The following is a 13312-nucleotide window of genomic DNA, read 5'->3' as shown; positions in this document are numbered from 1 at the left end:
GAACAGACTACAGTTCCTAATTTCAAAGGTAGATTGTTCTATTTGTCTCCAATACCAACCTCAGAAATCCTTAAAACCCAATCACAGAAACAGCCTTTCGCTTTTGCTCTGGCGTGACCTCCAGATAACGCTGCAACGTCCCCAGGTCACTGTGGCCAGAGATTTCCTGAATAGTTCTCAAAGGTATCCCCGCGCTGGACATCTGCGTGAGGGCAGTTCGCCTAAACGAATGGGTGATGGTTCCTGATTTGATATGGCATGGAACCGATGATGAGTAATGAAGTGTAAATTATTGTGCTACCTAACCACAATGGGGCGATTATTTTCCTATCTTTGTTAAATCGAAATTTACAGCTTTTGCTAAAGCTTTTAAATCTTCTTCATGATCTTCCCAATAGAAAATTCTACAAGCTGGTTCCTGGTACTCTCTGACGTTTGCATCGCGTATGCTGAAATTGAAATATATAGAAACATAATCAAATTCATTTTCACTATTTGGATTTTCATTTAACCAAGTAATAATCTTAATAATTGGGTTATTTTTTGTACGGTTATTCCTATCTCTAATCACATTTTTATTTGTCCAATCAATTAGATAGATGTGATTAATATTGATAGTTAAATTACCAATTGTCAAAAACATAGTGTGTATTTATAAAGTAAAAAAAACGAGATAGAGTGATTGCTAAGTAACAGCCAAAAGTATTAAAAAATTATGAGTAATGTAACATAGAAATAGACAGATGGCGTGCTGAACAATTGCTCATTCGCACACTTACCGGCTATACCCCATTTAGCAGTCATGGGTAAGTATCCATCATGGGGGACAGGATCAGAAGCATTCAACGCAAAACAGAATAGAAATCGCCAGAAGTGAGCTTGGTTGACGATCGCACCACTTACCACTCACCACACCCCAATCGCCCCTCTGTCGATCCACGCTCACGTCTCAAGTCACTTGTTCAAAAATCCAAAGCAGAGATAGCGTTCTGCTTCTGCTTCTCAGTTACCCCCAGATATCGCTCCAAAGCTGCCAAAGTCCGATGCCCCGATATCTCCTGAATATGACGCAACGGTATCCCCGCATCACTCATCCTGGTTAACGCCGTCCTGCGGAAGCTGTGGGTACTCACCCCCTCAATCCCCAACCGCACACAGGTATCTCTGAGGATTTTGTCAGCACTCACCTTGTGGATATGTCCCAACCCGTGCCGACCCGGAAACAAGAACTCTTTGCGACGGTTAGGATTGTACTCTTCTAAATATTGCTTAAGCCTGGGATGCACTCGAATTTCCCTGGTGTCCCGCTTGCCTTTGGTGTTAACGCTGCGTAACACTAACACCCCTCTCACACCATTACTGCCAAACACGTCATTTACTGCCAAAGTGCAAGCTTCGTTGATTCGACAAGCAGCGTAAAGGCACACGCCAAACAGGGCGCGATCGCGTGGGTTGACAAACCCCTCAGTAAATAGGAGATTGATTTGGTCGGGGCTAAGGATTTCTGCCCTGCCGAAGCGGTTTATCTTCATAGGGTCTAGCCTACATTATCTTCTAGCAGTAAGACAATGTAACTGCCGCAAAAGCCTATTGTTTCGTCAGCGATGACACACCCTTAACCAAGACTTATCATTCAGCCTGACAGCACGACCGCTACAACCCTCATTATTCCGTTGGCTGATTAAACCTGCTTATGATTGCAACGCGATGACCACTTAGAGGTATGATCCACACCAATAGGATTCGCTGATGTTGGGCATGAGTTGTCTATACTCCTTCTATACCCCTGGTTGATCCATCGTTGCTATCAAAACCGATATCATTTTTCTCTGCCGCAGCGTCTAGACATAGTGTAGACACTGGTGCAACTGTAAATAAAGGTGAAATGGGGAGTAAATTGTGAGTTTTGACAATGTTTGTAAGGTTTTAGCTGAAAAATACCCAAGAGAATTTGCTAGTTGGTTACTGCCTGAAGCACCCACACAGGTTAAGGTACTGAAGACCGAATTGAGTTTAGAGCCAATCCGTGCAGATTCCGTGACTTTTCTGCAAACAGCCAATCGCATTTTACACATCGAATTTCAAACCCGCACCATTTCAAATCCGCCGCTTCCATTCAGGATGCTGGATTACTCTGTGAGGTTAATCCGGCAATATAACGTCCCTGTGACACAGGTGGTAATTTTTTTGCAGGAGACAAATAACGAAATTGCTTTTACTGAAGAATATGTTTCGGAGACAACAACTCACCGCTATCGAGTCCTGCGGATGTGGGAACAAGAATCAGCACTATTTCTTGATAATCCTGCATTATTACCTTTAGCACCATTAACCAGAACAACCTCACCCCAAAGGTTGCTATCCCAGGTTGCCCAGAGTGTTGCTAGAATTTCCGATAGGAATACTAAACAGGATATTGCAGCTTACGCCGAGATTTTAGCTGGTTTAAAGTTTGAAAAGGGATTGATACGTCAATTTTTAAGCGAGGATGCGATGCAAGAATCGGTAATTTATCAGGATATTTTACAGAAGGGAAAGCAACAAGAAGCCTTTCAGTTTTTAATGCGTCAATTAACTCGGCGTTTTGGTGAGATAGACTCGTCAATAATTGAACGGATTCGAGTATTATCTACTGAACAATTGGAAGTATTAGGTGAGGAATTTGTGGATTTTTCTACTATATCTGATTTGGTAAATTTACTAGAACAGCAAGAAAATAATTAAGATTTTTGACCACCTACTCAGGAATTGATTCGTCTCTACTTAACGAAGAAAACTTGTAAACGGCAATTGTGTCGGGTAGGGCAGGGGCGGGTATTGATGTGATGGTTTTACCTAAACTATGGAAAATGAAATTTGGATACTCACGTTGCAAGGATAGCTAGTTGCACTGAGATTTGTCATGCCTTGACTAACTAATGCTATCCCCCTTTAAGCAATGGTTACTTAAGAAAGCTTCGACTTCAATAAGTGTGGGTTGAGCTGTAATTGCTCCTAATTTCGTTGTAGTGATTGCTCCTACAGCACTTGCATAGGTAACAATTTCTCTGATAATTTCTGGATCAGCCAAACAATGAATGCCATAGTTGAGTATCTGACAGATTATTCCTGCATTGAAAGCATCTCCCGCCCCTTTAGTATCTATAGCTTCAACAGAAAAGGACGGCAAATTGCCTTCATATTCTCCTAGATAATAGGTGCAACCTCTTTCACTGGCGGTTACTAACACACCTTTAAGGTTGCTGAGAGATTGAGCAATTGCTTTCGGCTCAGTAGTACCAAACAAAAATTTGGCTTCATCAACAGTTAACTTGAGAAAATTCACATATTTAATTAATTCCTTTATTTCGTGCAAAGCAGTGTCTGGATTTCGCCAAAACATTGGCTCCCAGTTTATATCTACAAAAATTTTTATGTCATAAAACTTTGCTAGACTAATAGCTTTGTAAATTGCCTCTCGACTTCTAGTATAAGCAAGTTCCAAAGTTCCCAAAACCAGCCACTCTACTTCTTTAAATAAATAGATAGGTAATAGTTCAGCACAGAGATAAGCATCAGCAAATTCTGCGGGGTCACGACCACCAAATCCAATGAAATTAGAGTTACCTATTTTGTCCCGAAGCAGATAGACAATTCTTGTAGGTGCTGTATGATGACGCTGTACACCTGTGCAGTCTACGCCAGAATCTTTGAGTAAATTTATCAATAATTCCCCTAGCTCATCTTGAGCTATGCAACCAATGAAAGCAGTGGGAATGCCTAATTTAACCAAAGCACAAGCCGTATTAGCAGGCGCACCGCCTGGAGAATCTTGCCAAGATGTAACCTGTTGCAATGATTCGTCTACTTGTACAGAAAAGCGGTCAAATAACATTTCACCAATGCAGATAACACGAGGGTTTTTCATAAATGACTTGATTGCATTAGGTTGTCAGTGTGAGTTCTGCTTTTTGAGATAGCAAATTCTTGTAAAGCCTGTTTAACTTACCAACTGTTGTTGCTAAACCAAAATATTTATGTACTCGGTTCGAGGCATTGATACTCAACTGTTCAGCCCAAATCTTATTTGCTAGAATCCGGTTGATCGCTTCAGCAAATAATTCAATATTATTGGGAGGTACTAACAAGCCAGTTTCCTCATTTACAACTGTGTACTTTAAGCCACCAACATCTGAAGCTATGACTGGAGTACCACAAGCCATCGCTTCTATAGCGACTAGACCAAACGGTTCATAGTGACTGGGTATTACACACACATCCGCACAGGCATAGTACAGGGGTAACATATCATGGTCAACTCGACCAACAAATAAGGTTTTTTCAGAAAGTCCTACTTCTTGAACAATTTGCTCAATTCGCTTACGTTCCGGCCCATCTATGCGATCCGGACAACTTCCTCCCACAATTACTAATCTTAGGTTCCCCGTCAATCGAGTTTTAGACTGAGCGCAAGCTCGAACCATTGTCTCTATACCTTTGCGAGGATCAAAGCGTCCTACGTATAGAACAATTTGTTCAGTTAGGTTTAACCCTAACTTAGTTCGAGCTTCTGACTGAAGTATAGGATGAAATCGATCAAGACTTGTTCCCAAAGGAATAAGCTCAATACACCCCTTTTGAGAAACTAAATTACGCAGGTCTTCTTTCTCTTGCAGACTGTTTACAACTACACAATCTGCTTGTTCCAGAACCTGCTGTTCAATTCTCAATCGAGTTGCTGCAATTTCGGGTAGCTGAGTCAGGATTTTGTACTTTAAAGCAGCTTCGTACTTCACTACACCTAAAGAGAGATAGGTATGAACTAGCTGAATGTTAGTAATATTTTTTAATTCCAAACCAACGCAGGCAGACAGCCAATAGTTTGTATGAACTATTGGATAATATATGTTTTCCTGCTTGCGAAAAGCTTCAAATGCTGAGACAAATTCAGGCATATAATCAAAAATCTGATCTCTGGGAACAAACTTTTCTGGCCCAGCAACCAAACGGATAGTTCGGCAGTAAGGAGAATTTTGAACGATCATTGGGTCTTCTTTGTTGAGCTTGCGGGTAAATATATCTACCCACCAACCGAAAGTCGGCAGCATTTCACCCAATTGGCGAACATAAACACTTTGACCACCTGCCTCTTCCACACCAATTTCTGTAGAAGGATCGCCATGATCAGAAATTATTGCAATTCTCTGTTTATAAAGGAGTGATTTGCTAACAAGTTTTTTTTGATTAATACAGTTATCCATTATAAACCTAAAATTGCTAGAACACGCCTAATAAGTTTGGAGTTAAATATGTTTTATATATTCCCCAAACGTTGATTATGACTTATAAATTCAGTCAGACTATGTACCTTTGGAAATATAAAATATAATTCTGTAATCTTATACTAGGGTAGTAAGAAGAGATTGAACCTCTTCTGCTTCTCTTATCATGCCAAGCTGATTAAAACCATCAAGTGCTTGTTCTGCCCATTCACGAGCTTCCTCTAAATTGCCTTTTGCTTTCTCTAAACGTGCATAAGAAACTTGGTAACAGAAAATTCGCCTTTTGAGATTATTTTGTTCAGCTACAGCTAAACCTGTCTTCAATAGTTCTTCAGCATCACTAATTTCTCCCTGAACTATTGCAATATCAGCCAACCAATTTTGTGCGTAGTTACTATAACGATGCCACTCAATTTCTTCTGCTTGACTACTTACTTGTTGGAATAGCATTTTTGCTTGGACATGATTTTTTTCAAAATAAAAAATTTCGGCTCTGCTATATAAAACCGTTGTCAAACGTCGAATCTGATAACGTTCTTCCATTTCAGCACCGTTGATAATCTCCTCTTGCCTGTCTAACCAAATGCGTGCCTCATTATACTCTTCTTGGACGATATGTAGTTGTGCAATATTATGAGCTATGAAATCTTGCTCAATCAAATTTACGTGATGTCTAAGTTCCCAGGCTCTCATTAATAAATCGCTTGCTATTTTCAAATTTTCAGGTGAATACCACCTTATGTATGACCAACTCACGTTAGTTGTTATCTTCACAAAAGTTACCCAGTCACCACGTAATTTAGCCTCTTCGATTAACCATTTCATCCACCGAATTCGCTCGCGCCAATAACCATAACCATAAGCAGGTTCATGGAGATATTGCCAAAAGTTTGTGACATTTTTGTAATCATTTTGGGTTGCACACCATTCGATTACGTTGATCAGATTCCCCCATTCTTCTTTTAGCTGGACATATCCACTTTCTTTTGGGCCCCAATCAACACCACCAGTCTTCTTAGCAAAATCTAAATACCAGTCTACCCAGCGTTCTCGTGCTTCTCTTTCAAAATCTGGATAAGCAGCAAGTTCTGCTAGGATGTATTGACGTGTCAAGGAAAGTATATTGTAACGACTATCCCTTATACTTACTAGAGAAATTTGTTGTAGATGCTCTAAGTATTCCTGGACTGTCGAGCTAGTTTCAGTTTGTAGCCCTGCAACTGCTGCAATAGCATCACAAACAGGAGCATCTTGAAAAATTGCTAATGCCATCAAAATTTTATGAGTGGGTTTTCCTCGCAAGCTTGTGGCATTTTGGGTAAAAAGAAAATCAGCAACTCTTCCCTTAGCAGATTGTACATCATTTAATACTGTTTCAAAAGACCTGCTATCTGCTAACCGACCAATTGCATAAACGATGGCTATGGGAATGCCAGCAGTACCTTGATATAATTTTTTTTGTTCGTCTTCTGTAAGACAAATCCCAGGGTAATCTTTTGTCTTTAGTTCGTGCTGAATTAACTCTAAACTCTTAGCCTCTGGAAGTGAAGTTAATCGGATATGAACGTAGATAGACTTTTGTTCACGAGTAGTGATTATAGATTTAACAGTGCGAGGTAAACCATCTAAAAAACTTAGGACACTTTCTTTATCGTCTATTGTTTCTAAGTTATCTACGATTAGTAGCGTTTGCTGCTTGGCAAGGCTTTTATGTACAGCGTTAAGTAACTCTTCAGGAGCGGCTTCAGCAATAATAGTTCTGTCCTCTAAGGTATCGGCAATTGCCCGGAAAATATTGCTTAAATTAAACTGTTGCTGAGATGTAGGTAAGATAGTCAAGATTCCTCCTGCTGAATTAAGGTTTCGCAACTTTGCAGAAGTAAAAATGATGGCATCAAATACAGGTATGTCCGGTAGGTTATTCTGGCTGGCTTTCAGGCATTGGTAGGCGACTTCGATTGCTAAAGCGGTTTTACCAACGCCCCCAATGCCATCAACTGTAATAATAGGAGCGGCATGGTCAGGAGAAAGCAACTTTAGTAATCTCTCTTTCTCCGTCTCACGTCCGACAAAATTACTGTAGGTTTTTTGTGGGAGATTATGACGAATCTTGGAAATGATGTCTTGCCACTCCAGCCCTAACTTCTCACAAATGTCAACGAAGTTAGAATACTTAATTGCAACGCCACGGAAAAATTTGCTCACAGTATCTCTACTGCATCCGACAGCTTCCGCCAAAGCCTGTTGATTTCCATAGCTGTTGTGTCTTAAAGCTGATTTAACAGTTGAAACCGATGTCCGGGCAATCCGAAGTGAGTCTTGTGACATGGCTCGCTATACTTATGAGCAATAACAATTATTTTGCATCATAAACCGGGATTTTCATAACAAGTCAGTCAAAGTCAGGCATAAGTTCTGCATAAGTTCTGCATAAATTCTAATTTCTAGCTTATTCTCTACACCTGGCTTCAGGCATCTCCTATTTCAGAATAGAGTTATAGAGTTGAGCGAGACATTATGAAATTGAGACTATCTAATGGAACTAAAAAAGCAGAAGAACAGTTGAAATATGAAGTCACAAGTCGTCCCTTTATTTCGTGGGAACTTTTACAGCGCATAGTAGTTGTATTAACGCTATCAAAAATGGTTATTGAACTACTATTTATGTTTTCACAATTTTATTTGTATCAGAATAATGTAGATCACAAATTCCAAAAACTGCCTCCTATCAACCGCATATTTTCACCAAAAAAGCTTAATTTTAGCAACGAAAAAATTTTGGTCGTTAAAACTGAAAAGCTTATAGAGGGAGGTAGAACAAGAGTTTAGATTTAAGCTTGCCTAAATTTCACTGGTAAATACTAAAATAATTGAATTTAGTTTAATTTTAGTATTTGTAAGGCTATATCTACGTCAGGATGACTAAAATTAGGGTTTTGGTGAAAGCACTATGACATAATGATTCTAAATTATTATGTCATAGTGTTAAAAAAGAATTAAACATCAAAAGAAATCGGCTTACCGTTGAAATGATTATAAATATCCTCTGGGTTGAACCAGTTTGGTAGTGTGCGCTCTGCCTCTTTCAATTCTTCACCGTTGTCATCAAGCAAGCCACGAACAATCTTGACTCTCGACAGTGGCGTTTTACCATTAGCCGAAAACTTTTGAATGAGGATTGTACCCGCCTCCCTCATTGCTTGTGTGCCTTCTGGATAGCTGGAATTCGTGTCATTGTGAGTAATACCAGTAACATAAACTTTGGCTTTTCTAGTGTCTGTCAAATGCAGTTTATAAAAGTTTTCTGCTGGTTCACCAATCAATGATTTCAAGTTGGTGTACTCATCAATCAGCACTTGTTCAGGGGTTATAGTCGCAGATTGCTCTAAGTCATTCTTCCCTTTAATTCTTAACAACCAATGCTCACACAGACCATCAAGCGCAGTACCTATCTCTACCTCTGACTCGGCAATATTTTGAGTATCAAGATATCGCCACGCTTTGGAGTTGTCCCCAGTGGCGTGACGGTCAATTAAGTAGTAAACAGGAATCCCTAAACAATGCTTTCTCACAAGAGCTATAGCCGCGCTTGTGTAAGTTTTACCTGACCCCTGGCGACCGATTAACCACAGTGGCGTTAGGTTGTCGATAATCTTCCACAACCATCCATCTTCATGAGCTTTGAGTGCTTCTATGAGTTCGTTGGCACGTTGCTGGTCAACAGATTGATTGCTGTTACTTTCTGCGATCGCTGCCTTGGTCTTCCCCTCAATCTTCCCACGTTCCTGGTCAGCCTTCGCCTTGTCTCGAAGGTTTTCAGCAATGGTTTTATCCATGACTGAATGATTCACAGCACGGGCTAGAAGAAAATCCTCAAGCTGAATACGTGCCTTAGCCCGTTCGTTTTCTGAGTCAGTCAGTCCTAACGCAACGCGTTCTTCTGTATCCAGTCCTGACAGCCCATCTTTCAGGCGTTCAGTGTAAAGCCCTGTCGAATGCTGCTTAACTTCACGTTTATGCTTATTGTGCTGCCAAATTGCATAATCACCAGTCTTTTCAAGCTCCCCCAATTCATAATCAGTGCGCTTGAGCCGTTGCGAACGCACGACTAAACAACCCACAATACCCCACAGCCCCATAACTGCAACCCCATATCCTAGCAACTGATTAGGGTTGTCTGTGGGTAAATCACGCACCCATTGAATGGCATCTCCCTTGTAAGGAATGATGCTGCCATACAGCCCGTAGCGTCGCCATTCTTCAGTCAGGACAAAACGCGGCAGATTACAAAACCGCTTATCCAGTGCTACTTGACTTTCTACACCATTAATTGACCTGGGGCAGAACTGAATCTGTGTCAAATCGTAGGGCTGACGTGTTTGCGATGTTGCCAGCCCGATGATTGCGGCGACACCACACACACCAGCCAGCGTTAACTCGAAAACACCTTGTTTCATTCTCGTCCCCTAAAAATAATTGCAATGGAACCAATGAATAAAGCCAACGCGACGGCAATACTTAACCAAGGGTCTGATTGTGGATTCTGTTTTTCAATGATTTGGATGTCTTGGCTAATCTGGTTCACTGTTTCCTTAGTCAAATTCTCAAAATATTGATAGTCTTTAACTGCTAACCAAGTGGTGACACCTGCAAACAACAAACCCCCAGCAGTTTTAAAAATATTTTGCATATTATCTACCTCTAGTCCATCACTGTTGTAATTAACTCTCAAGCCCGTTAACCCAGCCAGAGAGCCAACACTGCAAATAGAAAACGAGAGCGTAATTGCCAGCCACAAGTTAACGCCACCGCCAGTTATTAAGAGATATTTAGCTATAAATAATCCTGTAGAATTTAACGACCAAGTAACAAAGAATCGGGTCAATTTATCAGTTGTGTTGATAACATCCTTACGGTGTTGCTTGCGCGATTCCAGATGTTCTATCAAGTCTTTGGGTAAGGGCGTATCTGGAGCGATTTCGTTTAATAGTTCTTCTTGGTCGGACTCAATATCGTATGTCATGTTAGCACCAAGATATTTACTCGCCCGACAGTAACTTTATGCGCTTGCTGTCGGGCTTAAACTGTCAAAAACCTAATAGGGCATCTTTGATTTTTTGGACAATTGAACGGGCTGCATATTGCTTTTTCGGCTTGAAATTATCACGAGCGTTATCACCCATTTCTAAGTAATACTTGCCCAGTTCCTTATCATGTTGCAGGTCAATTGTTTGTTGTCTAATATCTGTCTGTAATTCTGTCTGCAACATCTTATATTCACCATCAACTTGCATCATGTGCTTATCCACCCAGGCTTTTAGCTTGATGTGATTTGTTGCTTGTTGATGGCGTAGGGTTTCTTGGTCTTGGGATGAATTGAAATCTAGCTTCATCTCTTCTAGGATATTTGCTAGATGAGTGTCAGCTAAAACGGCTGACTGCACTGCTCTTTCAATCTTCTCACCGCTAACACCAGCTTGTTTATAGATATCGCTCAGGACTAGATTTAAGTCCTCAGTGCCTTTGATAGCAGCTAACATTTGCTCTCTTACTTGTGGGGCAAATTCACTAATCTTTGCCCCGTCATTACCCATTTGTCCTATCAGCTTCAATGCTGATTTATCACCTGTTAACGCTCTGACTACCAAGTTAGTAGATACATTGAACTTATTTTTTAACTGGCTTTCCAAGTGGCGAGACTTGGAAGTTACCTGATTCTTGAGCTTCATTGAATTTTTCACAGCGATACTCTTTTTCGGGTGTAAATATTATGTGGCAGTGATACTCCATTCGCCTGACATATTGCTCAATAGCTTGCCTTCTTTTGAGATATTGCTGATAGTTGTGATGTTCTCTGATTGGCAGGTATACCCAGTAATGTAAGGGCAAAATGAAAGCAGCAATCGCACCTAAACTAACAGCAATTCTGGAGAAGTAATTCATTCTTAGCCAGCGAATGAACAAACACTCAAGTAATGTTAATTCATCGCTATCGAGCCGCGTTGAGTCTGGCGAGTATCCCTTTAAGTTGGCTTTTAGTTTGGTTACGGCTATTCTCCAAAGCCACACTAATGCCCGTTAGCCCACGAGATAGCTTGTCTCTGCTTTGCTCATGACGATTAACTACTCGCTCTTTAACCCTAGTCAACGTCTGGTCAATCTTTGCGTCAACCTGATTTGCTGAAAAGTCAGCATAAGCGAGTAGTGCTGTTTCTACTTGTTCGAGAATTTCGTCAAAGGTGCTGGCTGAGGTGTCAACGCTATCGGCTATGTCATTAATTTGTTGCTCTGAAAGGATTACACCCATTTGTGAGGCTTTATGCGTGATCATCTCGCCTACATCTTGAGGGGCCACCGTGAGCGTCCCTGTTTCAAGTTCAGTCTCGGACTGTTCAAACTCTACTTGGGTTAGGAATTTTTCTTCAACGGGTTCATCAGCTACGGATAATTGGCTTGTCGCTTTGTTTTTGAGATAGTCAACGGCTTGGCTCAATTGGTCTTTGGTGGGATTGTTCAGGTCATCACACTCGACAGCCAGGGCAGCTTGGGTGTAATCGTCCTTGGTGAATCCTTGATAACCCTGTTTGTACAAACGAGCGCGGACGTTATTAGTAAATTTGTCAGACATGATGATTACTCCTTATTTGGCTAGTGCTAAAGCTTTTGGGTCAGCAGATTTCATGGGCTGTTGTCGTCTGTTAATTGCCCACTTCGCCGCGACGAACGCAACAAGGGCTAAATCTTTGCTGTGGTAAGTATTAAGGGCGTTAAAAGATAGTCCGGCTTGACTAAACCAGTAGTAACGGGTGCTGCGTGGTACGTCGTCAAGATTGATTTTTAAATAGTCTGCCAGCACAACTAAAAAGCTCTCGCCGTTATAACTAGCGTCTAACTCATAAAAATGCTTGAAAACTTGCCAACGCTCGTTAAATCCTTTACTGGCTGGGGTTAGCGCACCGTAGCGCCGTCTTAGTCCGGCAAACGTCTCAACTATTTCTTGAGCATTCGCTGACTCCACTTTTAAGCTAAAACGCTGTTTGAGAAAAGCTACTACTCGATACCAAGTGATGTCTGAAATTTGTTTTCCTATGTTGCGCTCATAAATCTGTTTCAACTGGCGATACTTAACTGAATAAATTTTTGTGGTCACATTACCTCCGAGTTATTACTTAAGCAAGTCAAAAATTAACTAGCTATCCGGTTATGCCAAGGTATTTGATATAGCCCTGAGTCTGATTCGAGGTATTTGATATAGTCCTGAGTCTGACGACTATCAATAACTTTGGATTTTGGACTTTGGACGGACTTCTAAAGCCAGGATTTGTCGCCTATAACCACGCGATAACAGGACTAGTCAGGGTTTGCGACTTACTGACACTTTCTGATTTACCCCCACGTTTACGCCCCCGAATCGCCTAATTTTTGCGCTCACGTTGGTCAACGGAGCATTAAAGCCAGTCACATTGAACACATCAAAACAAGGTTTGCTGTATGCCCTGTCCCATTACTTCAGATTTTCGACTGGACACCATACCGGGGACTTCATAAATCCCATGTCTAACCTTGTTCTGATTTAGCTTGATGTCAGCTTTTCGCCTTTGCCCAGCAAGCGGCGTAAAACACCATTGCGGATGGTCAATTCTTGCCCAAGGGCATTTACCTGTAAAGCGATACAGCGCACCTTTTATTTGATACACTTTTCGCTCTGAAAGGCTAGAAGGGTCGTACACAGGAATTAAGTTATTCATCTTTATTACTCCCAGCCACACACGCACCCGTTAAACTTGCACCCAAGAAGACCGCGATAGATGCAATGGCGCTTCCTTCAAAAAGCTTGGCGTTATAAATCCATATGGGTTGATATTTGTCGCCTCTGCTTTGTTCAATGCGGTCAACGCCGCGACAAAAGATAGTACCAACAACCATAAAACTCGTAGTTGTAGCGAACTGCAAACATCCAGGGCTAAAACTGCAAACAAGGCGATTTTGAAACCACATTATTTGCAAATAAGGTTCTGCTCAAAACGACATTATTTGCAAATGAAACTGCA

15 protein-coding genes and 1 pseudogene are annotated in these 13312 nt (G+C 41.1%); 2 read left to right on the top strand and 14 right to left on the bottom strand.

Features of this window, described 5'->3' with window-relative positions; all coding sequences use genetic code 11:
- Positions 1-70 precede the first annotated feature (70 nt).
- The 3 genes and pseudogenes from H6G28_RS32865 to H6G28_RS32855 all read right to left on the bottom strand — a co-directional run.
- A pseudogene (locus tag H6G28_RS32865) lies at positions 71-244 on the bottom strand (tyrosine-type recombinase/integrase); the annotation flags it as partial.
- Between the two features lie 75 nt (positions 245-319).
- The gene (locus H6G28_RS32860; RefSeq protein WP_190677220.1) at positions 320-643 is read right to left on the bottom strand and encodes a hypothetical protein; all 324 of its coding nucleotides are present in this window, start codon (positions 641-643) and stop codon (positions 320-322) included.
- A gap of 319 nt (positions 644-962) precedes the next feature.
- Positions 963-1532 carry a tyrosine-type recombinase/integrase gene (locus H6G28_RS32855; protein WP_190677218.1) on the bottom strand — a complete coding sequence of 190 codons (570 nt, stop codon included), beginning with the start codon at positions 1530-1532 and terminating at the stop codon, positions 963-965.
- Between the two features lie 367 nt (positions 1533-1899).
- Here H6G28_RS32855 and H6G28_RS32850 point away from each other — a divergent pair, with 367 nt between their 5' ends.
- Positions 1900-2724: a DUF4351 domain-containing protein gene (locus H6G28_RS32850; protein WP_190677217.1), complete on the top strand. Its 825-nt coding sequence runs from the start codon at positions 1900-1902 to the stop codon at positions 2722-2724.
- 187 nt (positions 2725-2911) lie between these two features.
- Here the strand turns inward: H6G28_RS32850 and H6G28_RS32845 are convergent, their stop codons facing one another.
- From H6G28_RS32845 to H6G28_RS32835, 3 genes are all read right to left on the bottom strand, one after another.
- Positions 2912-3907: a carbohydrate kinase family protein gene (locus H6G28_RS32845; RefSeq protein WP_190594272.1), complete on the bottom strand. Its 996-nt coding sequence runs from the start codon at positions 3905-3907 to the stop codon at positions 2912-2914.
- A gap of 16 nt (positions 3908-3923) precedes the next feature.
- A complete protein-coding gene (locus tag H6G28_RS32840; RefSeq protein ID WP_190594271.1) occupies positions 3924-5240 on the bottom strand; it encodes a glycosyltransferase in 1317 nt (438 codons plus the stop codon).
- Between the two features lie 138 nt (positions 5241-5378).
- Positions 5379-7589 carry an ATP-binding protein gene (locus H6G28_RS32835; RefSeq protein ID WP_190594270.1) on the bottom strand — a complete coding sequence of 737 codons (2211 nt, stop codon included), beginning with the start codon at positions 7587-7589 and terminating at the stop codon, positions 5379-5381.
- A 189-nt stretch (positions 7590-7778) separates the two neighbouring features.
- Here H6G28_RS32835 and H6G28_RS32830 point away from each other — a divergent pair, with 189 nt between their 5' ends.
- On the top strand, positions 7779-8090 hold the full coding sequence (locus tag H6G28_RS32830; protein ID WP_190594269.1) for a hypothetical protein: 312 nt from the start codon (positions 7779-7781) through the stop codon (positions 8088-8090).
- 167 nt (positions 8091-8257) lie between these two features.
- Here the strand turns inward: H6G28_RS32830 and H6G28_RS32825 are convergent, their stop codons facing one another.
- The 8 genes from H6G28_RS32825 to H6G28_RS32790 form a co-directional block, all read right to left on the bottom strand.
- The gene (locus tag H6G28_RS32825; protein WP_190594268.1) at positions 8258-9718 is read right to left on the bottom strand and encodes a hypothetical protein; all 1461 of its coding nucleotides are present in this window, start codon (positions 9716-9718) and stop codon (positions 8258-8260) included.
- Positions 9715-10284, bottom strand: a complete 570-nt coding sequence (locus tag H6G28_RS32820; RefSeq protein ID WP_190594267.1) for a hypothetical protein — start codon at positions 10282-10284, stop codon at positions 9715-9717. The genes H6G28_RS32825 and H6G28_RS32820 overlap by 4 nt, the downstream gene beginning before the upstream one ends.
- Before the next feature lie 64 nt (positions 10285-10348).
- Positions 10349-10990, bottom strand: a complete 642-nt coding sequence (locus H6G28_RS32815; protein WP_190594266.1) for a hypothetical protein — start codon at positions 10988-10990, stop codon at positions 10349-10351.
- A complete protein-coding gene (locus H6G28_RS32810; RefSeq protein ID WP_190594265.1) occupies positions 10929-11204 on the bottom strand; it encodes a hypothetical protein in 276 nt (91 codons plus the stop codon). The genes H6G28_RS32815 and H6G28_RS32810 overlap by 62 nt, the downstream gene beginning before the upstream one ends.
- Positions 11205-11250: 46 nt before the next feature.
- Positions 11251-11889, bottom strand: a complete 639-nt coding sequence (locus tag H6G28_RS32805; RefSeq protein WP_190594264.1) for a hypothetical protein — start codon at positions 11887-11889, stop codon at positions 11251-11253.
- Positions 11890-11901: 12 nt separating this feature from the next.
- Positions 11902-12411, bottom strand: coding sequence for a hypothetical protein (locus H6G28_RS32800; protein ID WP_190594263.1), 510 nt, complete (start codon positions 12409-12411; stop codon positions 11902-11904).
- 322 nt (positions 12412-12733) lie between these two features.
- Positions 12734-13009: a hypothetical protein gene (locus H6G28_RS32795; protein ID WP_190594262.1), complete on the bottom strand. Its 276-nt coding sequence runs from the start codon at positions 13007-13009 to the stop codon at positions 12734-12736.
- On the bottom strand, positions 13002-13268 hold the full coding sequence (locus H6G28_RS32790) for a hypothetical protein (protein ID WP_190677216.1): 267 nt from the start codon (positions 13266-13268) through the stop codon (positions 13002-13004). Before H6G28_RS32790 ends, H6G28_RS32795 begins: the two co-directional genes overlap by 8 nt.
- Positions 13269-13312: the final 44 nt, after the last annotated feature.

The sequence above is a fragment of the Nostoc sp. FACHB-190 genome (assembly GCF_014696905.1).
Classification (GTDB): domain Bacteria; phylum Cyanobacteriota; class Cyanobacteriia; order Cyanobacteriales; family Nostocaceae; genus Nostoc_B.
This window is presented reverse-complemented; position numbering and strand designations above follow the sequence as displayed.